The following is a 25,157-nucleotide window of genomic DNA, read 5'->3' as shown; positions in this document are numbered from 1 at the left end:
TTCTTCTTTAAGCTGGATCAAACATGACTCAGAGACTCTCCCCTTCAACGATTTTCCTGATCGCCAGTGGCTGCCTATTATTGATGATCTCCTTTGGTATACGGTCGAGTTATGGTTTGTACATGCGTCCTATTGAGGCTTCAACCGACTGGGGGCGTGACATCATAGGCTTTGCCCTAGCCTTGCAAAACCTGAGCTGGGGAATTATGTCGGTTTTCACTGGCGGGCTTGCCGACCGTTTCGGAAATCGCAACGTCCTGTTTGGTGGCGCACTGGTCTATGCCCTAGGTGTTTATCTAACAGCTGGTGTGTCGGATCTTTTCACGCTTAATGCAGGATTAGGGTTTCTCGTGGGTGCTGGCGTCGCCGGCACTTCGTTTGGCATCGTTCTTCCTGCTTTAGTTCAATCCGTTCCACCAGAACGACGTGACTGGGTACTCGGTTTGGGCACCGCTTGTGGCTCTGCTGGTCAATTTGCGCTTGTTCCATTGGTTCAGATGTTTATCTCTGATTTTGGCTGGATCAACTCACTGCATATTCTAACGGCTATCGCACTATTGATGATGTTGTTAGCCATTCCTCTGAATGCTAAAAAAAGTTCTGTCATTAAAGAGACGGATCAAGGATTTGCTGAAACAGTGCGATTAGCCGCTGGTCACAAATCCTACTGGCTTCTGGTATTTGGCTTCTTTGTCTGTGGCTTTCACGTCGCATTTATTACAGCGCACATGCCAGCCTATTTATCAGATTTAGGCTTCGCGCATCAGGTCGGTGCTTGGTCTCTCTCATTGATTGGTCTGTTCAATATCGCTGGGGCGTTCTGGGCCGGCAATATCTGTCGCAAGCACTCACGATCGAAGCTACTGGTGGCAATCTACGGAGGAAGAACGATTGCGATCGCCCTCTTCTTGATATTCCCTATCACGCTGACATCGGTGCTTATCTTCAGTGCAGTCATGGGGCTGCTGTGGCTAGCAACCGTTCCACCTACGTCCGGTATCGTTATGAACATGTTTGGTACACGATACATGGCCACCCTGTATGGTTTCGTCTTCTTTAGTCATCAGGTCGGGAGTTTCTCTGGAGTCTGGTTAGGCGGCTATCTCTACGAAACTTATGGTCATTATGAGTACATCTGGTGGGCCGGTATCTTCTTTGGTTTGATGGCGGTTATTCTTCACTGGCCGATTGATGAAAAACCACACCCTGCATTTGTGGCTAAAAAGAGCTAAGGGTTAAATTAAGATCCGCAACGACTTGCTATTCGTAACTCAGTAAAACAAAAGGATTCGTTTATGAGTCATACCATTCATTATTACCTATCACCAATCTCGCCGTTTACCTGTCTAGCAGGCAATCTATTAGAGAGAGAGGCTCCTGCCGAGGTGGTCTATCACCCATTCGATATTGGTCGCCTGTTTGCTGCGACAGGCGGTGTACCTGTTCCTCAGCGTTCGCCACAGCGTCAAGCTTATCGTTTAGCTGAACTTGGCCGAATTCAAAAACAACGCGGAATCACCATTAATCTTAAGCCAAAGAACTTCCCCGTGGATGGTCGCCCTGCCTCTAAACTACTACTTGCGGTTAGAGACGCAGGGTCGGATGTGCCAGGTTTAGCCCGAGCACTCTTGAGTGCCGTATGGCAGAGAGATCTGAATATTGCAGAGGACGCTGTGTTAGCTCGACTTCTCGATGAACTGGGTATTGATTCAGCTCTATTAGAGCAATCAAAAGGCTTAGATGATCAGTTGGACAAAGAGACTGACGAAGCCATTGAGGCTGGTGTCTTTGGCAGCCCCTTCTACATCGTTGATGGAGAACCCTTCTGGGGACAGGATCGTCTAGAACAGGCGATCGAAAGAGCCAAAAGTTAAATTGTCGCGGTTTGCACTTCGGGCAATTCGCTCCTACATATAAATCCGTGCATCTTCGCAACGAAGTTAAACTGTGGTGTCAATCGCGGTTTGCCCTTCGGGCAATTCGCTCCTACAAACGGAGCGTTAAATTGTAGGAGCGAATTGGAGCGCAGCGACAAACCGCGATCCATAGGGCCACACCTTCTATCAAGTAATAACGTCAGGTTCTGTGCGTCCTGTAAATTGCTTAATACCGATCAACTGATTCGCCAACTCGATTAAAGGTTTCAAAGCTGCTTGTGTGTCAGTAATCGACTCATCCTGAGTAAACTGATCTAGATAGACACGCAGCGTAGCACCGGCCGTACCGGTTCCAGATAGCCGAACAACGATACGACCTCCGTTATCGAACAGCATTCTAACTCCTTGATTATGACTGACGGAGCCATCAACAGGGTCTGAGTAGCTGAATTGATCGGCCAGAGTCAGGGTAACGCCATCAAAGGTCTCTCCTGCAAGACTATCCAAAGAGGCTGTTAGCTGCTGCATCATATTGGCTGCACTGTCTGAATCGATTGATTCATAGTCATGGCGGGTAAATAGATCCCTTCCGAATAGAGACCAATGATCTTTAACCAGATCAGAGACCGATTGACCGGTCGCGGCCAGAATATTGATCCAGCATAGAACAGCCCAAAGTCCATCTTTCTCGCGAACATGATCTGAACTGGTACCAAAACTCTCCTCACCACAGAAGCTGATACGGCCATCATCCATCAGGTTGCCAAAAAATTTCCAACCGGTAGGAGTCTCATAACAGTTGATACCGAGTTTTTCAGCCACACGGTCAACTGCACGACTGGTTGGCATTGAGCGAGCGACACCCTTCAATCCATCTTCATAGGCGGGAATCTTTTGTGCGTTCGCGGCTAATACAGCCAAACTGTCACAAGGGTTTACATAAAAATGGTTGCCAATGATCATATTTCTATCGCCGTCCCCGTCCGAAGCGGCACCGAAATCTAACCCTTGTTCATTGACTTGTTTGACCAATTCGGCTGCATGTACAAGATTGGGGTCGGGGTGATGACCACCAAAATCCTCTTTTGGAATCGCGTTGATAACGCTCTCTTTTGGTGCGCCCAACCGGTTGATGAATATCTCTTGTGCATAAGGCCCAGTCACGGCATGCATGGCATCGAAACGAAATGTGAAATTTGAACCGCTCAAGAGCTGTTTCATGATTTTAAAATCAAACAACTCCTCCATCAGATCGGCATAATCTGTGACAGGATCAATCACCTTAATCAGCGCATTTCCAATGCTAACCTCTCCAACACTATCAAGATCTACAGGTTCAGCATCAATCGTAAAGTATCGAGTAATGGTTTCCGTCGTTTGGTGAATACTGTCCGTCTGGGTCTCACTTGCAGGGCCACCGTTGGCACGATTAAATTTAATGCCAAAGTCTTCATCAGGGCCACCTGGGTTGTGACTGGCTGACAACACCAGTCCACCGACTGCACCATATTTACGGATCACACAGCTGGCTGCTGGCGTTGAAAGAATTCCTGCTTGACCCACGATTAAGGTTTCAAAGCCATTGGCGATCGCCATTTTAATAATGGTTTGAATTGCCTCACGGTTAAAATAACGACCGTCACCACCGATCACGAGTGATTGGCCTTGGCAGCTCTCTAAAGAGTCAAAAACAGCCTGAACAAAATTCTCTAAGTAGTTAGGTTGTTGAAATACTTTAACCTTTTTTCGAAGGCCAGACGTACCTGGTTTCTGACCAGAGTAAGGTGTTGTTGTGATGACTTTTCTATTCATTAAGACCACATATAGATTAGGTTTAAACCATTAACGATTGGAAAGAGTTAGATAAAAACTAGCAAGATATATGCCGCTTTTTAAACATCATCTTCAACTAATTCTAAGCCGTAATATTGAAGAAACTCAGTAGCCGGCATCGGTTTACCAAATAGGAACCCCTGCACCTGATCAACACCTAATTTAAGCAGTCTATCTGCCTCCGAGGCGTTCTCAACCCCTTCTGCTACGACTGTCAGCCCCTCCGCTTTGGACAAATATACGACCATTTTCGTTAAATGCTCAGACGAGGGGTTTAGATGAATGTCTTTGATAAAGGCTCTATCTAGTTTGATGGTATCGGCGGGTAGGTTTTGAAAATAGGCGAGTGAGCTCATACCGGTACCGAAATCATCCAAAGCGATTGAATAACCTAGCTCTTTCACGGCATCTAAGGAGCGCTTTAAGTTATCCAAAGAGACGTCTGTCTCCTGTTCAGATAGCTCAATCTGTAACTCTCCGGCACTAAAACCGTACTTTTCTTGGACCTGACTCAACTCGTAGGTGACACGCAAATCCTGAAGATCATTAGCGCTTAAGTTAAATGAAACCGAGATCGGTAGACCCGACTGTTTCATTGTTTCACAAAAATGTGCGGATTGCTCAACGACACTGTTTATAAATGTAAGCCTGTATGGGGAGGACTCAAGAAGATCGACAAAATCTTTTGGTGTTAGCAAACCTTTCTCAGGGTGAATCCAGCGGACCAGTGCCTCCGCACCTACCAGTCTATTGTTATCTTTAATATCGACCTTAGGCTGAAAGAACATCTGTATCTCATGGTTAGCAAATGCCTGAGAGACTTCATAAGATTGAATATCTGTTTGGCCGTTAAGATGATCACGATCTTTCAAATTGAATCGAGCAAAATCTGTTTTCTCTTTGGTGGCACGCACAAATACTGTATCCAAGTTATGCAGTGCACTATCCAGATCAGTTGAGTCATTAGGGGTATCGGTTGAAACAACAATCGGCGAGAGATCCGTTGCCTCTTTTTTTAACTGACGAAGTCCACGCTCAAATGCGTTCCAAAACCGTCGCTCTGACATCAGAACGTAAACCCCATTATCAAGCCTGCCAATGGATGCACCTGCAGGACAAACTTCCCTTAACAACTGATTAAATTGAGTAACGCTCTCTTTAAATTCAATCGAACTTTCTGAACTTTTTCCTACACTATCCAAGATATTTTTAATGTAGACACCATAGACTCTTACAACACCGTCAGGATTCTTATTTTTGAGCCAATCAAAATGCTGATGAATTTGATAATTGTCTATAAATTCAGACGTTAAGTCGCTGTTTTCTTTACACTCTTTATAAAAAACAAGAGAGTAGATACGATTAAACAGCACCGCTACTGAACCATAGACCAGCAAGGAGTAAGAGAGCGTTATTAGATGGGTATAGAGCTCAGAAATCAGCTCCTCTTGTACTCGATAGGAGTGAATAAATAAGAGGAGAGAGAGCCAGATAGGTATGAAGAGTAATACCCATTTTTGAGCCAATACAAAGCGAAGCAATACTGGCAAAAGCGCACCTGACAAATAGGCTAATGCTATATCATCCGACACTAAGGCTAGCGATATTGAACCAGCTCCCATAGTAAGGAAAGCTACAGCTCCACCCCAGCTTAAATGAATACGGTGCACAAAATATTGGATGACTAACAAAGAGAGAGTGAGCGGGTAAAAGTAGGAGCCCGTCAATGAATCTGTGAAAAGCTGCTGAAGCAGAGATAAAAGTGAAAGTGCTAATGATATCAACAGCAACGCATTAATCAGCAACCTAAACAGGCTTCGACGGTTCTTGAACCAGTTACTGCGGTTGTAATCTCGAACTTGCATTAGCCATCACTTTTTCGAATAGATTATTGATTTTATGGTAATCAGGGGCGAATCGCTACCACCAAGTCTCAGGGCTCGATAAGATAGAACCTCTTTGATGACAGGTTTAGATGATGAACGTTCTCGGGATTACCGCACCGCTCTTTACGTTAATGGCTATTGGGTTTTTAGCCGTTAAATATAACGCACTGTCTAAGGAGGCTATCCCTGGGATAGCCCGCTTTGTTTTGGTTTTTTGCATACCGGCGATCATTGTCGGCAATCTATCTAAGAATAGCCCTGCTGATATCTTTAATAGCGATTACGTATCGATTTATGCTATTGCCGCAGTCGCTACCTTCTTCATTTCGTTGGGTCTGATTCGGAGCGTCAGACAAGGTGATGCTAAACAGTCATCAGCATTAGCCATTGGGGCCGCTATGCCCAACAGTATTTTTGTTGGCTACCCTATTCTGCTGCAGGTCATGCCCGATATGGCCGCTCAAGTATTAGTTGTCTGTATACTGGTCGAAAACCTAGTGGTGCTTCCGTTAGCGCTCCTGACTACTGAGTACTTCTCAGCTGATCATAAAGACAAAACGCTGTTAGGCTCACTAAGCTCAATTTTTAAACGCCTGATCAACAACCCGATACTCATCGCAATAGCGGTTGGCTTAATTTTATCGTTGAGCGGCTTTCAACTGCCGTTGTTCATCGACGAAAGCTTAGGGGTGCTCGCAAAAGCGGCTGGTGGCGCAGCACTGATCGTTATTGGAGGATCTTTAGTAGGAAACTCTATTCGCGATGATTTGAGTACTTTAGGAATGATTGCAGGGGCAAAACTGTTGATTCAACCTGCTCTAGCCCTTCTGCTGATTACCCTCTGGTGGGACTTTGATCGACAATGGCAGATAGCTCTAATTGTCATCACCGCTTCACCCATGTTCACTATCTACCCTATTCTCGCTGCACCTTATGGCGCAGCAAAGACGGCTTCCAGCTCATTGCTGCTGACTACGGTCGCGTCTTACGCGACGCTAAACACTGTTTTGGCGTTTGTGTTGTAGGTTGGAGCGTAATTTGAGGGCGGATGACAGGCTGAAGCCAGTCACCGGTGCTTGCCTTGACAGCTTCGTGCCAGTGACTGGCCTTCAGCCTGTCACCTGCTCTCTCAGCGTCTTCCAGTGAAGAAGACAACAAAAAGGCCGCTACAGCGGCCTTTTTAACGACAAGCCAACACTTAATCCAAAAGCTGTTCTAGCTGGTGTAGTGTCTCCATCGCAGGCAATACTTGCTGAACGCTTGAGTTTGGCTCGCGGCCTTCGCGAATTGCAGAAATGAACTCACGATCCTGAAGCTCGATGCCGTTGTTAGAAACAGCAACGCCAGAGAGATCAATTGGGTTCTCGTTACCATCAACCAAATCATCGTAACGGGCGATGTAGGTACCCTTGTCACAGATGTAACGGAAGAAAGTACCAAATGGACCGTCGTTATTGAAAGATAAAGAGAGTGTACACAGTGCACCGCTCTCTGATTTCATACCAATCGACATGTCCATTGCAATGTTAAGTTCTGGGTGAATCGGACCCTGCATCGCTTGTACTTTTGTACACTTCTCGCCAGTCTGGTACTGGAATAGATCCACGGTGTGACAAGCGTGGTGCCAAAGCAGGTGATCCGTCCATGAGCGCGCCTTACCCAGAGCGTTCTTGTTAGAACGACGGAAGAAGTAAGTTTGAACATCCATCTGTTGAATCTTAAGCTCACCCGCTTGGATTTTGTTATGAATCCACTGGTGGCTTGGGTTGAAGCGGCGAGTCTGACCCGACATGGCTACCAAACCCGTGCGCTTTTGTGCCTCCACCAGTTTGATTGAGTCTTCAATGTTATCCGCCATCGGAATCTCAACCATGACGTGCTTGCCTGCTTCAAGACACTGAATAGACTGAGAGGCGTGCATTTGAGTCGGTGTTGCAAGAATGACCGCATCCACATCATCGCGCGCAAGCGATTCAGCAAGATCTGTTGTTGCGTGAGCGATACCACGCTCTTTAGCAAACTCAGCAATGGCATCAGGTTTAGTACCAACGACTGACGTCACAACAACATCCTCAATGTTACTCAATGCATCTAAGTGTTTTAGACCAAATGCGCCCATAGCGCCTGCAACACAAACTCTCATTAGTGTCTCCCTAATTCGAATGGATAAATATTGTCCCTAAGATTATCAAAATGGATCTTTCATAGAACCGTTAAAAATTCTAGACGTCATTCAAAAATGTGAATGTAAGCTTAGACAAAACCGCTTCTAAGATACGGCCAGCCGCAGTAGATCAATAAATTTTTGCTGGGCATTAGTGGGGTTCCATGAGCTGCGACGGGTAATGCCGATTGGGCGTTTAGTGCCTGACATCTCAAAAGGAAGCACCGCCAAATCCCCTTTGGATAACTCAAATTCCAACTGATGCTGAGAGATTAATGTGAGTCGATCACCGCCAAGTAACAGCTCTCGAATCAGCACATGGGAACTGGTTTCGACGATGGATAGACCTTCCCTCTCCTCACCTTGCAGAATCAGTTCTTCAAATAGGTTGCGGGTTGGCGCCCCACTTCTTGGGATAACCCAACCGTAGTTAAGAAGGTCCTCTCGAGTAATCTGATCTATATTGAGAGCGGGATGCCCTTTGCGTGCCACAATTGCTAATGGAGGCGCTATGAGTTCTTCTTGAACAATATCACTGGTTGGGATCGGGAAACGCAACGCACCGACCAAGAGATCCACATCCCCCTGAAGGATATGGGCTAAAAGATCTTCATAGGGCCCATCAACCAACTCTAAAGTGATACCAGGATAAGCTTTGGTAAATTCATTAATCGCTTTGGGCAACAGAGAGGTGCGTGCTAGTGGCATGCTGCCGATGCGCATCCGTCCCACTTCACGACCATCACCAAGGCCTGACAACTCTTGAAGCCCCTGATGAATCTCTGAAATGGCCAACTTGGTTGATTTGGAGAACACTTTGGCCGCTCGTGTTGCCGCAATGCCAGTACTGGTCTTTTCGAACAGCGACAGCCCCATGAGTGACTCGAGCTCACGAGCTGATCGATGCAGTGAAGATTGTGATACACCCAGATTACGACCTGCAACGCTGTAGTTTTGCGCATCGGTAACCGCTACTAGTGCTTTTAATTGGGTCGTCGTCAGCTGCGTCATGATGCGCTCAATCGTCTCCATACGACGATTCGACATGGACGACAGTGCATCGGCCAGACCTAATCTTAGAATAGCAAAGGCGCTGTTGACCCTCGCTTCCCAGACGCCACCAGCTTCAGTCAGATACATCCCGCTGGACTGGCGTTCAAACAGCTTTACACCCAGCAAGCGTTCTAACTTCGCAATGGCTTGAGTCATCGCAGGTTGAGAGAGAAAGACACGCTCTGCAGCCTGACTTATACCTCCTGCATTGGAGACCTCAATGAATACCCGAAGATGTCGTATGTTAGGAAGATTCTTGAACATAAGGGTCATTGTAACCTGATGTGATTTAAATACCTATATCAAAAACAAATACCTAAAAAGTAAAAACTAAATAGCTTAAAAAAGGCGATATAGAGAGGATAGAAACATAGAAATCCAATTCATTATAAAAGGACGTTTGAGACATGATTATCGATTGCCATGGTCACTACACAACCACACCTCCTGGTGTTGGCGCTTGGCGTGAAGCTCAAAAAGCAGAAGTAGAAAAGAATCCAGATTTTGTTGGTGAAAAAGGCGACTTTGGTGTTACTGATGATGAGATCCGCGAGTCGATCATCAACAATCAGTTAAAACTTCAGCAAGAGCGTGGCACTGATCTTACTATCTTCTCACCTCGTGCTAGCTGGATGGCTCACCATGTGGGTAATGAACACACCTCTAAATTCTGGACTGAAAACCAAAACGATCTCATTCGTCGTGTCTGTGACCTATTCCCAGAGAACTTTGTTCCTGTTGCTCAGCTGCCTCAATCTCCAGGTGTTGATCCAGCTAAATCTGTACCAGAGATCGTTCGTACCGTTGAAGAGATGGGTTTTATTGGTATTAACCTTAACCCAGATCCATCAGGTGGCCACTGGAATGGCAGCCGCCTTTCGGCTCGAGAGTTCTACCCTATCTACGAGAAGATGTGTGAATACGACATTCCAGCAATGATCCACGTATCAGCTGCCTGCAACCACAACTTCGATACGACAGGTTCACACTACCTAGGTGCTGATACCACGGCATTCCAGCAGTTGATGATGTCTGATGTATTTAAAGACTTCCCAACACTTAAGATCATCATCCCTCATGGTGGCGGTGCAGTTCCTTACCACTGGGGTCGTTTCCGCGGGATGGCATTGGATAAAGGTTTCGAACTTGAAGAGCGCGTATTGAATAACGTCTTCTTCGATACCTGTGTCTACCACCAGAAAGGTATCGACTGCCTTCTAGATGTCATCCCAACTGAAAACATCCTTTTCGCATCAGAGATGATCGGCGCGGTTCGTGGTATCGATCCAGAGACAGGTCACTACTTTGATGACACTAAACAATACATCGACGCGACAACTAAAGTGAATGCTGAGCAGAAAGAGATGATCTTCTCTGGCAATGCTCAACGTGTATTCAGTCGTTTGAAGGTTTAAGGAGAGGATTATGGCAGAGAACGTAGTTGTTCAACATATTGAACGTGCTGATTCAGAAGTAATCGCAGGTCTAGCTAAATTGGGCGTTGCAACCGTTCATGAAGCTCAGGGTCGTCGCGGTCTATTAGCGCACTACATGCGCCCAATCTACTCAGGTCGCTCTATTGCAGGCAGTGCAGTGACAATCTCTGGTGCTGCCGGTGATAACTGGATGATGCATGTTGCTATTGAGCAGTGTAAACCCGGCGACATCATGGTGTTTGCGCCAACTTCACCTTCTGTAGATGGCTTCTTTGGTGATCTACTGGCGACCTCAGCTAAATCGCGTGGCGTACAGGGCCTAATCATTGATGGCGGTGTTCGTGATACTGCTATCCTTAAAGAGATGGATTTCCCAGTCTGGTCTAAAGCTGTTTACGCCAAGGGCACCATCAAAGAGACTCTGGGCTCAGTGAACATCCCTCTGGTCTGTGCTGAAGCATTGATCTACCCAGGCGATATCATTGTTGCTGACGATGATGGCGTCTGTGTTGTTCGCCGCGATGAAGCCGAAGAGGTTCTTAAAGAGGCGCTAGCGCGTGAAGCTCGTGAAGAGGAGAAGCGTGTTCGCATGGCGAATGGTGAGCTAGGTCTTGATATCTACAACATGCGCCCTCGCCTTGAAGAGAAAGGCCTTAAGTATGTCTAATGGCATTCGCTGCATGTGGATGCGCGGCGGTACATCTAAAGGCGGTTACTTCCTAAAGAGCGACCTACCTTCAGATACTACCGCACGAGACGCTTTTCTTCTTGGCATGATGGGTTCTCCAGATCCACGCCAGATTGATGGTCTCGGTGGTGCTGACCCACTGACCTCGAAAGTTGCCGTTGTTAGCGCTTCTGATCGTGACGACGCCGATGTCGATTACCTCTTTTTACAGGTATTTGTTGATCAAGCAATCGTTACCGATGCGCAGAACTGTGGCAATATCTTGGCAGGTATCGGTCCCTTCGCCATTGAGCGTGGCCTAGTTCAAGCAACGGGCAATGAGACTCAGGTTCGTATCTTTATGGAGAACACGGGCCAGATCGCTATCGCGACAGTAGCTACACCAAACGGCCAGGTTTCCTATAAAGGCGACTCAAAGATTGATGGCGTACCAGGCACTTCGGCTGCGGTCCCTCTAGAGTTCCTTGATACAGCGGGTTCATCTTGTGGCGCCCTTCTTCCTACCGGTAACGCAGTTGATCTGATCGACGGTGTTGAATGCACCCTGATCGATAACGGCATGCCAGTAGTCGTAATGCGGGCATCGGATATGGGTATTACAGGCAGTGAGTCTCGTGAAGAGTTAGAAGCTAATAGCGACCTTCGCGCCAAGCTTGAAGCCATTCGCTTACAAGCGGGTCCAATGATGAATCTCGGCGATGTGACTGAGAAGTCTGTACCTAAGATGAGTATGGTGAGCGAAGCAACCGATGGTGGTGCGCTATCTACACGTACATTCATCCCTCATCGCTGCCACGCCTCTATCGGTGTATTGGGTGCAGTCAGCGTTGCTACGGCAGCTATTTTGCCGAACTCACCTGCCGCTTCAGTGGCCACTCTACCTGAAGGCACTAGAAAAACCTTAGCCGTTGAGCACCCGATCGGAGAAATGACGGTCGTTATTGATATCGATCAGGATGGCCAACCGAAAAGCGCTGCACTATTACGCACAGCGCGAAAACTATTTGATGGCGAAGTTTTCGCTGAATAATTAGGAATAAAGAACATGGATGCAGATTACCGCCCGTTTCACGACAACCCTAAAAAGCCTGACTTTGTAGCGCCTGCTGGTGCAGTGGATGCACACTGCCACGTATTTGGTCCTGCGGATAAATTCCCATACCACCCCAAGCGTAAATACACACCTTGCGATGCATCTAAAGATCAACTCTTTGCTCTGCGTGATTACCTTGGTTTCAGTCGTAACGTGATCGTTCAGGCTTCTTGTCACGGCACAGACAATGCAGCACTGGTTGACGCACTTGAGACTGCAGGCGATCTAGCACGCGGTGTAGCGGTCGTTGACCCAGCGATCACGGTAGAAGAACTTGAAGCGATGGATAAAGCGGGTGTCCGCGGTGTTCGATTTAACTTCGTTAAACGTCTAGTCGATACAACCCCTAAAGAGGTATTCCTATCGATCGCTGAGAAGATCAAACCACTAGGCTGGCACATCGTTGTCTACTTTGAAGCGCCAGATCTAGAAGATCTAATCCCGTTCCTTAACGAGCTAAACACAACCATCGTGGTTGACCACATGGGTCGTCCAGACGTGGCTAATGGTGTTGATCACCCTGACTTCCAGCGTTTTATGAATCTTATGCGTAACAACGATAAGGTGTGGACGAAAGTCAGCTGTCCTGAGCGTTTGACGCTACAGGCACCGGACTACTCTGACGTTGTGCCGTTCATGCGTGCACTCGTTGAAGCTTTCCCAGATCGCGTACTTTGGGGTACAGACTGGCCGCACCCGAACATGAAATCACACACACCTGATGATGGTGCACTGGTTGACGTGATTCCACAGATTGCCGTAACTGAAGAGCTACAGCGTAAACTATTGATCGACAACCCAATGCGTTTGTACTGGGAACGATAAGGAGTTCTTATGATTGAACCGATCATTGAAGGAACATACAAATTTGATGGCGTAGCAGCAAAACTCGGCTACAACCTCAATAAGATGTGTTTCTCTTTCAACGAGGAGAGCTGTCGCGAAGAGTTTCGTCAAGACGAAGCGGCTTACTGCGATAAGTTTAAGCTGAACCCTGCACAGAAAGAGGCGATCCTAAAACGCGACATCATCGCTCTACTTCGTAATGGCGGCAGTATCTACTACCTTGCAAAATTTGCAGGCACGCTTGGGCTTAACGTACAGGACGTTGGCGGCATCATGACCGGCCAAACGACTGAAGAGTTCCAAGCATATTTAGACAGTCAGGGAGTGGGCAAAACGAATGGCTAAAATCTTAGGTGCTATCGGCACATCACACGTTCCTGCTATTGGTGTAGCAGTTGATCGCGGCATTGAGGACACCCCTTACTGGAAAGACCTATTCGCTGCTTATGTACCAGTTCGCGAATGGATCAACGAGAACAAGCCAGACATCGCTGTACTGTTCTACAACGATCACGGTCTTGAGATGTTCTTGGATAAGAAACCAACCTTCTCTATCGGCTGTGCAGACGAGTACTGCAACGCTGATGAGGGCTGGGGTATCAAACCAATTCCACCTCTAACGGGTGAAACAGATCTATCTTGGCACATCGTTAACCACCTGATCGAAAACGACTTTGATCCAACTGTCTGTCAGGACATCAAAGTGGATCACGGCGCGACAGTTCCTATGTCTGTCCTCTACCCAGGCCATACCTACAAAGGCACTAAGGTGATTCCCATCGCCATTAACTGTGAACGTCACCCTATGCCTAAACCATCACGCTCATATGCTTTTGGTAAAGCGATAGGTGATGCCATTCGCTCTTGGGATAGTGACCAGACAGTTGTTGTTCTGGGTACTGGCGGTCTATCGCACCAGCTAGATGGCGAGCGTGCAGGCTACCTAAATACTGAGTTCGACCAGATGTGTATGGATAAACTGGTCACTGATCCAGAGTCACTGACCCACTACACCAATGATGAACTCACGGAAATTGCCGGTGCACAGGGTGTCGAGCTCGCCATGTGGTTAGCAATGCGCGGTGCTTGTTCTGGCCCTGTTGATGAGTTGGTTAACGTCTTGATCGCTCCAATATCAAACACTGCGGCTGGTGTACAGCTTCTTGTGCCTAAAGATTGATTCTGCGTGATGGTCTAAAAAAGCGCCTGTTGGCGCTTTTTTCTTGCCGAAATGATTCGGATTATTTTCGCGGTCTCAGCTGGGCTGAGATCGCTCCTACAGTAGGACTTCGGAAAAAATTATCTACGTAGCTCTTCTGTAGAAGCGAATTGGAGCGAAGCGACAAACCGCGACTTGCTTTTACCGCTCTGGAAAGAGCGTATTCATCACCTTCTCATTGGATGAACGGATGTGCAGTCTAAGCAGTTCTGTAGCCGTTTTAATATCTCGCGCAAATGCGGCATTCATAAGCTCTTCGTGTTCATCTTTACCTGATGGTTGATTCAATGGCTGGCTGGTTAATGCCAAACGGCGAAAGCGTTCACCCTGATCATACAGCGTCGATATGAAGCGTAACTGCCACTCAGAGGGACAGGCGCTAATGAGTGCCATGTGAAAACGGCGATTCTCACGAGTACGCGCAAGTACCTGATCATCTTCTTGCCCAGCAGACTGTGACTTAACCGCTAATTCGCGGTGGCGTGCTCCTGCAATGGCCGCCTCCCAATCGAGATCACCTAGCTTGATCGACTGCTTAAAAGCATCCACTTCAAGCATTTCCCGCAGACGACTCACCTCAACAAACTCATCCGCTGAAATAGGTGCAGCCCAATAACCACGCTGACCACGACGAGTTACCAACCCCTCTGCGGCGAGCCTTGAGAGTGCCTCACGAACCGGAGCCGCACTGGATCCATAACGGTTAGCTAAGACAGCAATCGATAACTTCGATTCAGGCTCTATATTGCCCTCTAAAATATCGGTACGCAGTTGTTGGTAGGTTGACGGGGTTTCTTGGTTTTCCACCCTTAGGCTCCATTTGTATCTATTAGCCTATATTTTCTCTTATCTTGAAAATTAAAGCTATTGAGCATTTAACTGTTTAAGTAGGTCTTAATCTCTTAGATATGTAGAATTCTGCTCTTAATATTTACAAGCTAATCCCGTATCATTGCCAATATTAGAATTTACTAATTAATAGGCTTATCTATGTTTCCTAAAAAACGCGCTCCTCTTGTTCAATCAGTGTTAATGTCTCTGGTGATGGTAACGATCATGACCTTTGTGATTACCACGGTGAATACCGGTTTAGATGAAGGTTTTATGGCTCGTTGGGGCTACGCTTATCTGGTTGCTTGGCCGATTGCCTTCTCTGTGATCCTAATTTTTGGTCGCCGAGTCGCTGCATTGACTCAAAAGCTTTGCACTAAGTAGGTTTTTAGATATCGTTGGCTGAACTCATTAAGGATTCGTGAATGGCCATTTACAACCTAGGCTCAGTCAACATAGATTACTTCTACTCACTGCCCCACCTAGTTAGGCCGGGTGAAACACTCGCAGCCAATAACTTTACACAGGGGTTGGGTGGCAAGGGTGCCAACCAGAGTGTTGCCATTGCTAAAGCGGGTGGTCGCGTTAAGCATATAGGTGCGATGCACCCTGCAGATAAACGATACTTCGACCAATTAGAAGCGTTAAATATCGATACGACCCACCTATTTATGTCGGAAACGCCAACAGGTCATGGCATTGTTATGGTCGATGAAGAGTCGGCTGAGAATCAAATCCTTGTCTACCCAGGTGCTAACTTTGCTATTACCGAACAGATGGTAGATGAGGGCTTAAAGGATGCAACCGCGTCTGATTGGGCGCTCTGTCAAAACGAGACCTCGCAAACTGAACACTTCATGAAATGCGCAAAGGCTAAAGGGATGAAGCTCTGCTATTCAGCAGCCCCCTTCGACGCAGATAAGACCCTAGTGATGCTCCCGTTAATCAATATGTTGGTCGTCAATGAGATTGAGGCCAAGGATTTAGAGCGCGCATTGAACCGCCCGATTAAAGAGTGCGGCGTTGATCATATTCTAGTGACACTGGGTAGTCGTGGTGTTCGATATATAGGCTCAGAGGATGAGTTTATACTGCCCTCACCCACTGTCGACGCCGTTGATACGACCGGGGCCGGTGACACATTTCTGGGGCTTTTCCTCGCGCGCTATGACCAAACCGGGGATCTTAAAGCATCACTTCACTTTGCGGTTACCGGTGCGGCGATACAGGTGACACGCCCAGGGACAGCGGATGCTATTCCCTCTTTAGAAGAGATTGAATTAGCCCTTTAATCGGTTAAGCGATGATAAAGCCCACTGGCTCTATCGGTCTGTGTACTGATTGTCTGCTGTGTCACACTGCTGTTCATCTCGATAAGAGTAAATTGTGAACTGGCACGTGTAATGGCGGTGTAGAGAAGCTCTCTACTCAGTACAGGATTCGCTCGACTAGGTGACAGATACGCAACGTGCTTGAACTCCGAGCCTTGTGATTTGTGCACCGTCATGGCGTAAGCCGTCTCTACCGACTCTAAACGAAGGGGGTCGATCCATCGTACCGCATCTCCGCATTCGTTGATAAACGCCACACTAGGCTTGCCCTCTCGCTCTAAACAGACACCCACATCTCCGTTCGCTAGACCTACCGCGTAATCATTGGCAGTAACCATTACTGGACGGCCGATATACCACTCTTGACTCAGATCGATTAGCCCTTTTCTGGCTAATAGGGTCTCACAAATATGGTTAAGCGATTCAACACCCTCTGGTCCGCGACGCAGAGGGGTCAATAACCTAAAGTGGTCAAACAGCCTAAGCACCTCAAGTGGGTCGCAACATGGCTGAGTGAGTTTTCCTAAGTAGCTCGTATAACCCGGTATCTGTGGATCGCTACTTAAGACTCGATCAGCGATCTGCTGACGCAGGTCAGCTCCCGTTTGATAGTGAATATCGCTGTAGGTCTGTCGCCAAACAGCTTGGTAGTCAGTTAAAGACCCCTGGTTGACGGCCTTGGCTAGCTGACCAATGCCAGACTCACTGTTGAAGCGGTGACTGATTTTAAGTTGGCTAACAAAGCCTTCTGGGTTTGTATCACTCTCAACACGGCAGAGGTCTGCCAAGACAGAGCCTGCCTCAACTGAGGCTAACTGATCCTTATCGCCTAATAGAATAAGCTGTGTGCGATCACTCAATGCATCAAGCAGCGCATCGAATAGCTCAATATCCAACATGGATGCTTCATCTACAATCAACAGATCAACCGCCAAAGTATGCCCCTTATGATAACGATTTCTTCGACCAGCCGAAGAGACACCAATGAGTCGGTGGACCGTATCAACTTGAGCGTGTAACCCCTCTCCAAAACCTTCTGGAAGGCGCTCAAGTGCACTCCCAATTGAGGATGACAAACGTGCCGCCGCTTTGCCAGTTGGCGCTGCAAGTGCAATGTCAAAGGTATCACCTTGGTCATCCGCTAGACGTTTAAGTAGCGCCAGCAATTTAACCACTGTCGTCGTTTTACCGGTACCTGGACCACCGGTAATAACTGAAAAACGCTTAATTGCAGACTTTGCACAGGCCTCTCGCTGCCAATCAATGCTGGCGTCATCGTTCGGAAACAGTTGGTTCAGATACTTTTCTAACGAGTCCGTGTTGCTGGAGGGTTTCGATAGACGCTGTTTTAACCGCTCTGCAACGCGAGACTCTACCTGCCACATGCGCCTTAAGTAGAGACGCTCATGATCAAATATTAGGGGGGTATTCTCATCGGGCAGGCCCATCAACGGACTCTGATGAACTGCGTCAAGCCACTCACTCTTTGTTAATTGCTTAAACAGCTCACTGGGTAAAGGTATACCGGCTAATTTTGCAAACTCCGGTGGAAGTGCCAGGTAACGATCAGGATCCTTATAGAGGGAGTGAACATCGACACAACTGTGCCCACGCCCTAGCTGATGACTGACTAAGACTAAGGCTAAACCCGCCCATGCCGATTGATTGTCATACAGTTCCGATAGGTGAAGTGCGAGTTCCATATCAATAGAACGAATCCAACCTGCTTCCAACCAAAGCTCTAAGATCTGATTTAGATTCAAATCAGTGTTTGAGTCAGACCATAAATCAACTTGCTGCACTGTCTGCTCCCTGTTTAAACAACTGATCCAAACGCTCGATCTGTTCATAGCTTGGCTTGATTGCTAAACACCCCTCTCCCTCTGGCACGCCACGAAGATAGAGGTAGAGTGCCCCGCCCACTTTCTCATTAAATCCTTTGACTGGATTCTCTCTATATTCAACATCGCGGGCCAACAGCTGTCGATGCAGGGCGAGCAGGTAGATCATCAACTGCAGATCATAACGATGCTCCACCAACGCCTCTTGCATCTTGGACTCAGTGTAATAGGAGGCATCAGGTCCTAGCCAGTTGGATTTATAATCACATACCCAGTACTGCCCATTCACTTCAAATGTAAGATCAATGAACCCTTTTAACAGGCCATTGATCGTCTGCTGTTCCAATCTCGGCCGCTCTAACTCAGGATAGATTGACTCAATACAGAGCTGATCCAGTTCCGCGACAGAGAGATGATGGGCACTGAAGATAAACTCCATCTCAGCTTGGTAGTGAGATAAGCCTGCAAGTGTCAGCTCAAAGCCAAGAACAATGGGTGTGGTTAGCATCGATTCAAGCCATTGCTCTATCATCAATCCACTCTGATGCCATCGACTTGGCTGTTGCTCAATGCATACGGCACTCTTTATGAGTTCGGAATGGGTCGCGGTTTGAGAAAAACTCTGCTCTGCTGCTCGCTCTAATACTTCATGCAAAAAATTACCTGGAATCGCACCACGCTCAAAGGCGTGAATGGTTCCGGTCTTGGCTTGATCAAAGCGAATTAAATGATCGAACGGCTCCATTTCAGCAATCGATTGATCCAACAAATTCTCTTCGATCTTAGAGTCGACTGCATGAGATTGAGTGCGACTTGCGATGGCAGAGTAACTGGTCATCCACCAAGATTCACGATTAACGGGTAGAGATAAATGTTGGCATTCGGGTGAGAACAGACGATCCGTTTTAACCTCTCTTTGTTCAACTTGATCAGAGACCGATTCCAGAAAAACCCCATCTCGCTGGGTCACATTGAGAATGGCCTGACTGAGTGCGTCGTAGAGATCCTCTTTGGACGGTTTTTTAGGAAGTGCCTCGTTGATTCCAAGAAGGCTTGCCATTGCGGATTTCTCAAAACCGTCAACGGCACCCAAGCCTATCCAACAGGCATATTTTGCTCGAGTGAGTGCGACGTACATTAGCCGCACCTCCTCTTCAAGCATCTCCCGTTCACTGAATGGCTTCTCGTGTTTCTGAGTATCTTTATTCAGTTCTTGAACTTTTTGCCCATTAAGACGATAGGTTAAGCCCTTATCACTCACCTTTATGGACTGGCTGCTGACACCAAAGGGGATAAATACAATCGGATACTCTAGCCCTTTGGATTTGTGCATGGTGATGACTTGAACTCGCCCGGAGTCCGATTCCATGCGAATGAGCTGCTCCTCACCTGTACCGCTCGGATTGACGATCTGCTCGCCTAGGTAACGAATAATACCCAGCTCACCATCCACAACCGATACCTGTTTCTGAAGCAATTCAGCCAGGTGCAATAGATTCGTTAAACTTCTCTCTACCCTATTGCCTCGAGTCGCTCTCAATTTACGAGGTAGATCAAACTCGGTGATCAGAGCTCGAATGACGGCCGCAATATTAGTTCGCTTCCAGATCTGATTGAGCTCAACAAAGATCTGACTAATATCGACCCACTCAGACTCAGATTGATTCAGATGCAAGAGTTGGTCACGTGTTAAGCAGAGAACCGGCGAGGCTAACGCAGCCATGATTAACGATTTTGACCGTGGATGAGCTATAGCATTTAGAATTCGCCAAAGATCTTCCGCCTCTTGTGACTCAAACACACTCTCTTTATCAGACAGATAGACTGAAGAGATACCTGATTGATCGAGTGCTGTTCTTACCACTTTAGCTTCAGTGAAATTTCTCACTAGCACGGCAATATCGTCATGCTGTATAGGCTCATCACCCATTGATAGTTCGCCAGCATCTGACCGGTTCAGTAACGAGGCGATTTTGCTTGCGGTATGAGTGGCCAGCGCTTGATGATAACGAGGCTTATTAATGCACTCGCCATCGTCCAAGCAGAACAGATGTAGACCATCGAGCCTCTGATTATTTGAGGTTAGGCTGCTCTTTAAGCCGTTGGCGTTAACCGGATAAAACGGCAGATGATTCACACCATGGACGTCTCTGAAGAGAAAAGCCCCCTTCTCTTTGAGATCAGCATCGACAAAGAGTCCATTAACCGCAGAAATGACCGATTCACTCGAACGATAGTTGGTGCCAAGGGTATAGAGTTTATCTTGGCTCTCCTCTCTCGCCTCGAGATAGGTATGAATATCAGCCCCCCTAAAACTGTAAATGGCCTGTTTTGGATCTCCAATCATGATCCACGCGCAACCATCGACATTTCGATAAAGCGTACTGAATATACTGAACTGCAATGGGTCGGTATCTTGAAACTCATCAATCAACGCAACTGGATACTGTGCACGCACTCTGGAAGCTAAGTTACTCCCTAGTGGCCCTTTAAGCCCCCTCTCTAGAAGGACTAAAAGATCATCAAAATCGAGGGCACCTGTGCTCTCCTTGAGGGTTGTAAAACGCTCTGATACCCAGTCTAAGGCGTGCAGTAAAATGGGTTCGAGTTTTGGGCGACACTGAAGACGGTCTGTATAGGCAGAAAGTAGATCCACTGCTGGGTGATCAGGCAGAGGCTTGCCTTTGTTTAGTTTGCCTTCAAAGGTCAAATATTGAATCAATGAATCCGGACTGTCAGGCACCTCTCCATCAACGGCCCACTGTCGCATCGCCAGAAGCTGATCACTGAAACCAGGCTCTTTAACTCGCCCAGCATTAAAGTGTTTAGCCTCAAACTGGCCTCTCAGTGATGCTTCAATCTGATCAATATTGTCGCGCCAAATAGTCAGCAGTTTAGTGCTACAGCTCTCTAAGTCGTTAAGCCACTCATTGATGGACTGAGCGACAGTGCGAGGATCAACACTCTTATCAATAGGCTCCCCTTTCCAGTGCAGTTTGGCATCGCTTGACAGTGATCGATAGATCCAACTGTAGAGAGCCTCTGGTGACTTCAAGAGCATCCCTATCTGTTCAGCCACTCTGGGCTCTAACACTGAACAGTGAATACGCCAGTAATCTCGACACGCCTCTTCGAGTTGGGACAAGCCATCATCACCCAGTTGGAGATCAAACAGAGTATTAGAGTCGAACGCATGTGCTGTCAGCATGCGCTGCGCCCAACCATGAATGGTGAAAATTGCCGCTTCATCCATCCAGTCAGCGGCGCGTTCCAATTTCAATGCGCAGCCTTCCCACTCCTCAGGGGGATAACTCTGCATCAATGCAGAGGTAAAGTGATCGTCACTCTGCTCTAGTTCCCTAAACACCCGTGCTGTCGTGCTTAAGTTACTGCGAATACGGTCTCGCAATTCGAGAGTCGCGGCATTGGTAAAGGTTACGACCAAAATTTCGGGTGGTAGTAGCTCTCTTGTGAAAGCCTGATCGCCGCCATGACCAAGCACCAAGCGAACATAGAGGGCCGCCAAGGTATAGGTTTTACCAGTACCCGCACTCGCTTCGATCAAGGATGCGCCTGAGAATGGGAACTCTAGTGGGTTCAGTGGCATAGGAATCATCGGCTACCCTCGCGCCAAATATCACTGTAATCAATCAGTGGCGAGTAGAGGCGCGCCGCAAAATCCGCTAATCCAGCCTCTTTGATCTGTTCAAAACTCTCCCAGAGTTGAGCCAATTCAGGCTCACGTTGCCGTTCATTAAAGGTGAACTCACCCTCAAACTGAGTGGCAGCCTGTGACTCGCCCTTATTTAACAGAGCCAGCGAGGTTCTAGCCGCGATCGGTTTGGGGCTTTCAAGCATCTCTCGACGCGCTTGATCTAAGGCTTCAAGCAACCGGATCGCTTCATGAGACTCAACTACTCTAAGGTAGGTCACAGCATCAGGACCAATGAAATAAGTGGTCGTAGGCCCTAAGCAGGCATTTAAGAGAAGGTGTTTTGGCCAACTGCCCAACATGCGATCCTGTTTGACCGCTCCTTTCTCAATGGCTGCTCCGCTAAGCTCAACCACAGTGGCCCACTGCTTTTCTAGCTGGTAAAGAGCACCAGTTTCACCGGTAATAGTCGCACCACTCAACGCAAGATGAAGCTTAAGACTGTCCTGCTGCTGCCAGTCGTATCGATCGATGAGCCAATCAAGATGTCGACAGATCGATCCAAGGTGGCTCTTTATGGCCCTAACGGGTTTTTCCGCGTAACCACCCCAGGGCAAGGTGCCCAGATCTTTTAACCGATCGACAACAGATGCTATCTTGACCTCACGATCCTCTTTGTTGGGGTATCCGAGCAGTTCTAATGCCGCCGACTTGAGCAGATGATCATCAAGCTTAGAGATCACGAAGGGTTCACTCTCCTGTGACTGCTCTTTCGGGAGTGGCAGTGAGGTTCCAATCAGTGATTGATAGTAGTATCGAGCAGGCGCTTTGTAAAAACGATTGAGCTCGTCAATGGACAGCTGCGGATCTAGCTCAACCGATGCTGCAACCGAGCTCAGCTCTGAATCAGGCTGATGCACTGCCTGCCACTCATGGGCAAAGGTGTTTAAGGCAGAGTTTTGATCAAAATAGTCCTGTGCGAATGGCTGCAGAGGGTGCTTGTCGGTTAACAGGTCTAATACCGGTAGTGCCTTGTCAGGATTGACCCAATGCGCATCAATAAAATCACGTAGCTGAGCCACCAAGACCGAGGGGGGGCGTTCACTATTGTCCACCGCACTGCGCCCTACCCAACTGATTGAAAGCGACTCCCTCGCTGATAGCAAGGCTTCAAGAAAGAGGTATCGATCATCGTCCCTGCGAGAACGATCACCCGGTCTAAAGAGTGACGAGCGAGCCATTAAATCAAAGTCGTTTCTAACCTGGGGTCGAGGGTAAGCGCCGTCCTGCATACCCAGTAGATAGATCCGTTTAAAGGGAATCGCACGCATTGGCATGAGGGTCGCAAAAGTGACGCCGCCGGACATAAACCGACGGTTAAGATCGGGGGCATCCAAAGCATCAAGCAGAAGCTGACTGAACAGATGGAGCGGGACAGGTTCTGAAACCTCAGCTGAGGCGGATCGCTCCTGTATCGCCTTAAGTTCAGTCAACAGCGACGACTCAATAATCTGCTCATCAGGTTCGATGCAATCGAATATCTGCGTCATCAGGTGCTCGATTCGCTCCACCCACAGATCAAGTGTGTGGTGATTCTCGATAAAACTGGCCCACTCAGAGAACACCCTTAAGAGTTGCGCCAGCGATCCTACGGCATTGGCACTGACCCCTTTAACTGACGTCAGAGGCACCACGCCTTTGACCCCATCAGATTCGCCTAGTGCGTAACCGGTCAGCAATCGGCGCAGGCCAAACAACCAAGAGTTCTGCTCTATTCCAGTAGTGACACCCAATAGGGATCGATGTTGTGCATTTAATCCCCATCGAACACCCGCATCATTGATCCACTCTTGAAGTGTCGCTAAAGACTCAGTGTCAAATTGGAACTTACGCCGTATTGCGGGCACATCTAACAACTCAAATAGGACCGTAACGTCCATGCGTTGGGTGTTTAGTGTCAATAGACGCTCGAGCGCACCAATCATGGAGTGGGTTGAAGAGCGACTTTGATCACTAATGCTAAAGGGGATGAAGCGTTCATCACTGGTTGAAAGTCGGCCAAACACGCTTTCGATCTGAGCACGATAATCATCGACATTCGGTACCATCACCAAGATATCGCGTGGTCGCAAGCTTGGATCATCCCTCAACGCGCCGATCAATTGATCTTGCAGGATATCTACCTCACGTTGTGCGCTGTAAGCTTCAAAAAAACGCAAACTCTGATCACCACTGGCTAATACCCTAGGTTCGAACTGAGGTGACTCTAGCTCGAGTATGTCATGCTGTATTTGGTGCAACAAACTGTTAGGTGTGGCTTCATCTTCAAATAGATCGATTCGATTTAAACCAAACTGACTCTGGAAAGAGTGACTCTCATCATAGAGATCCAACAGACGAACAAAATCGCGCCCCTGTTTACCCCAGGCCGCTAGCAGTGGCTGGGATGGATGCTCAATGGCGAATAGATCCTCTGCAGGTTTTTCTAACTGTCTTCGATTCTTAGCCGTTAACAGGTCGCGACCATCAATGATATCGGCCCAGTAGTGCTTACAAGGATTAAGAACACAGAAAAGAATCTGGATATGCTGTGATAAGGCATCAATCGCCTCTAGGGCTTGTTTAGGCAGCGACGAGACGCCAAATATGATCAATCGTTTAGGCAGTTTTGTCCGATCAACATGACCTTCTGAGCAGATTTGCAAAAAGCGTTGGTGTACAACAGGACGAGAGAGTGATTGTTCTAAACCCAAATCGTCACAGATGAATTGCCATAAAAGCGACTGCCAGCAATCATCCGCCGCAAGGGGTAATGAACGATTTTGGGCGTCAGTAACCTGCTCACCACCCTCTGCCCAATGGTTCAGCCAATCGCCACGATAGATCTGATATTGATCGTAAAGATCCGCCAACTGCTGTGCCAACTGCCAACGCCTCTGTTGATCAGAGTCGTCCTTCAGAAACTGAAGGAGAGGTTCGAAAGGTGCGGTTTGAGGTAAGCGATTGAGTAATCTGAATAGACGCCAGCTTAAGCGTGGTTTATCAAATGGAGAGACTTTAGGAACGGCTTCTTCACCCAGTACCGCTCGATAAGCGCGCCAGATAAACATAGAGGGTAGAGAGAATTGGATGTTAGCGGCAATACCCACACCGCCCTGCTCTCTATCTTCAGCTAGGGCAAACTTAATCCACTGTCCAATACCGTTGCTTTGAACCAGCATCTCCTCTTTATCGAAAAGATCCAGAGGATGATTGGCAAGCCACTCAACCAAGACTGATTTCAGAGTCTCTTGACGGTTTGAGTGAAGCATAACCAAACCCGGTTCTGGTCGGTTTTGACTGGCGTATGACTGATCCATTCACTCTCCCTGATTAAGATCTCCCATTGTCTCAATCAGGATAGAAAA

The 25,157-nt window shown here is 47.7% G+C and carries 19 protein-coding genes; 11 read left to right on the top strand and 8 right to left on the bottom strand.

Annotated features, from left to right (window positions below):
- The first annotated feature begins 23 nt into the window (after positions 1 to 23).
- Both XMM383_RS01875 and XMM383_RS01870 read left to right on the top strand, forming a co-directional pair.
- Positions 24 to 1,232, top strand: a complete 1,209-nt coding sequence (locus XMM383_RS01875; RefSeq protein WP_173483946.1) for an MFS transporter — start codon at positions 24 to 26, stop codon at positions 1,230 to 1,232.
- A gap of 63 nt (positions 1,233 to 1,295) precedes the next feature.
- Positions 1,296 to 1,874 carry a 2-hydroxychromene-2-carboxylate isomerase gene (locus tag XMM383_RS01870; protein WP_173494427.1) on the top strand — a complete coding sequence of 193 codons (579 nt, stop codon included), beginning with the start codon at positions 1,296 to 1,298 and terminating at the stop codon, positions 1,872 to 1,874.
- A gap of 189 nt (positions 1,875 to 2,063) precedes the next feature.
- Here the strand turns inward: XMM383_RS01870 and XMM383_RS01865 are convergent, their stop codons facing one another.
- Positions 2,064 to 3,689, bottom strand: coding sequence for an alpha-D-glucose phosphate-specific phosphoglucomutase (locus tag XMM383_RS01865; protein WP_173480904.1), 1,626 nt, complete (start codon positions 3,687 to 3,689; stop codon positions 2,064 to 2,066).
- Between the two features lie 80 nt (positions 3,690 to 3,769).
- Complete coding sequence (locus tag XMM383_RS01860) at positions 3,770 to 5,575, bottom strand: EAL domain-containing protein (RefSeq protein ID WP_173480903.1); 1,806 nt, start codon at positions 5,573 to 5,575, stop codon at positions 3,770 to 3,772.
- 110 nt (positions 5,576 to 5,685) lie between these two features.
- On the opposite strand from XMM383_RS01860, the gene XMM383_RS01855 reads away from it, so the two are divergent.
- Positions 5,686 to 6,621 (top strand): AEC family transporter, encoded by a 936-nt coding sequence (locus XMM383_RS01855; RefSeq protein WP_173494426.1) that lies wholly within the window; start codon positions 5,686 to 5,688, stop codon positions 6,619 to 6,621.
- Positions 6,622 to 6,794: 173 nt separating this feature from the next.
- Here XMM383_RS01855 and XMM383_RS01850 read toward each other — a convergent pair whose 3' ends face one another.
- A complete protein-coding gene (locus XMM383_RS01850) occupies positions 6,795 to 7,739 on the bottom strand; it encodes a Gfo/Idh/MocA family oxidoreductase (protein ID WP_173480901.1) in 945 nt (314 codons plus the stop codon).
- Positions 7,740 to 7,865: 126 nt separating this feature from the next.
- The gene (locus tag XMM383_RS01845; protein ID WP_173480900.1) at positions 7,866 to 9,077 is read right to left on the bottom strand and encodes a LysR family transcriptional regulator; all 1,212 of its coding nucleotides are present in this window, start codon (positions 9,075 to 9,077) and stop codon (positions 7,866 to 7,868) included.
- A 143-nt stretch (positions 9,078 to 9,220) separates the two neighbouring features.
- On the opposite strand from XMM383_RS01845, the gene XMM383_RS01840 reads away from it, so the two are divergent.
- Genes XMM383_RS01840 through XMM383_RS01815 form a run of 6 tightly spaced genes read left to right on the top strand, consistent with a single transcriptional unit; the run spans position 9,221 to position 14,056 of the window.
- Positions 9,221 to 10,228 carry an amidohydrolase family protein gene (locus tag XMM383_RS01840; RefSeq protein ID WP_173480899.1) on the top strand — a complete coding sequence of 336 codons (1,008 nt, stop codon included), beginning with the start codon at positions 9,221 to 9,223 and terminating at the stop codon, positions 10,226 to 10,228.
- Between the two features lie 10 nt (positions 10,229 to 10,238).
- Entirely contained in the window at positions 10,239 to 10,916 is a 678-nt protein-coding gene (locus XMM383_RS01835) for a 4-carboxy-4-hydroxy-2-oxoadipate aldolase/oxaloacetate decarboxylase (RefSeq protein ID WP_173480898.1), read from the top strand.
- A complete protein-coding gene (locus XMM383_RS01830) occupies positions 10,909 to 11,967 on the top strand; it encodes a 4-oxalomesaconate tautomerase (protein ID WP_173494425.1) in 1,059 nt (352 codons plus the stop codon). The genes XMM383_RS01835 and XMM383_RS01830 overlap by 8 nt, the downstream gene beginning before the upstream one ends.
- Before the next feature lie 15 nt (positions 11,968 to 11,982).
- Positions 11,983 to 12,855: an amidohydrolase family protein gene (locus tag XMM383_RS01825; protein WP_173480896.1), complete on the top strand. Its 873-nt coding sequence runs from the start codon at positions 11,983 to 11,985 to the stop codon at positions 12,853 to 12,855.
- A gap of 9 nt (positions 12,856 to 12,864) precedes the next feature.
- The gene (locus XMM383_RS01820) at positions 12,865 to 13,221 is read left to right on the top strand and encodes a protocatechuate 3,4-dioxygenase (protein WP_173480895.1); all 357 of its coding nucleotides are present in this window, start codon (positions 12,865 to 12,867) and stop codon (positions 13,219 to 13,221) included.
- Positions 13,214 to 14,056, top strand: coding sequence for a class III extradiol dioxygenase family protein (locus tag XMM383_RS01815; RefSeq protein ID WP_173480894.1), 843 nt, complete (start codon positions 13,214 to 13,216; stop codon positions 14,054 to 14,056). Before XMM383_RS01820 ends, XMM383_RS01815 begins: the two co-directional genes overlap by 8 nt.
- Before the next feature lie 180 nt (positions 14,057 to 14,236).
- Here the strand turns inward: XMM383_RS01815 and XMM383_RS01810 are convergent, their stop codons facing one another.
- Positions 14,237 to 14,902, bottom strand: a complete 666-nt coding sequence (locus tag XMM383_RS01810; protein WP_173488885.1) for a GntR family transcriptional regulator — start codon at positions 14,900 to 14,902, stop codon at positions 14,237 to 14,239.
- Positions 14,903 to 15,085: 183 nt separating this feature from the next.
- Between XMM383_RS01810 and XMM383_RS01805 the strand changes: the two genes are divergently transcribed.
- Together XMM383_RS01805 and XMM383_RS01800 are read left to right on the top strand one after the other, a co-directional pair.
- Complete coding sequence (locus tag XMM383_RS01805) at positions 15,086 to 15,310, top strand: DUF2798 domain-containing protein (protein WP_173488886.1); 225 nt, start codon at positions 15,086 to 15,088, stop codon at positions 15,308 to 15,310.
- Between the two features lie 41 nt (positions 15,311 to 15,351).
- Entirely contained in the window at positions 15,352 to 16,218 is an 867-nt protein-coding gene (locus tag XMM383_RS01800) for a ribokinase (protein ID WP_173484506.1), read from the top strand.
- On the opposite strand, the gene recD is transcribed toward XMM383_RS01800, so the two are convergent.
- From recD to recC, 3 genes are read right to left on the bottom strand one after another with little or no spacing between them, the layout of a single operon-like run.
- Positions 16,215 to 18,059: an exodeoxyribonuclease V subunit alpha gene (gene recD, locus XMM383_RS01795; protein WP_173494424.1), complete on the bottom strand. Its 1,845-nt coding sequence runs from the start codon at positions 18,057 to 18,059 to the stop codon at positions 16,215 to 16,217. The genes XMM383_RS01800 and recD overlap by 4 nt on opposite strands.
- Positions 18,046 to 21,714: an exodeoxyribonuclease V subunit beta gene (recB, locus tag XMM383_RS01790; RefSeq protein ID WP_173480889.1), complete on the bottom strand. Its 3,669-nt coding sequence runs from the start codon at positions 21,712 to 21,714 to the stop codon at positions 18,046 to 18,048. The genes recD and recB overlap by 14 nt, the downstream gene beginning before the upstream one ends.
- Positions 21,711 to 25,109: an exodeoxyribonuclease V subunit gamma gene (gene recC, locus XMM383_RS01785; RefSeq protein WP_173494423.1), complete on the bottom strand. Its 3,399-nt coding sequence runs from the start codon at positions 25,107 to 25,109 to the stop codon at positions 21,711 to 21,713. Before recC ends, recB begins: the two co-directional genes overlap by 4 nt.
- Between the last annotated feature and the right edge of the window lie 48 nt (positions 25,110 to 25,157).

Source organism: Marinobacterium sp. xm-m-383 (genome assembly GCF_013283255.1).
GTDB lineage: Bacteria > Pseudomonadota > Gammaproteobacteria > Pseudomonadales > Balneatricaceae > Marinobacterium_E.
This window is presented reverse-complemented; position numbering and strand designations above follow the sequence as displayed.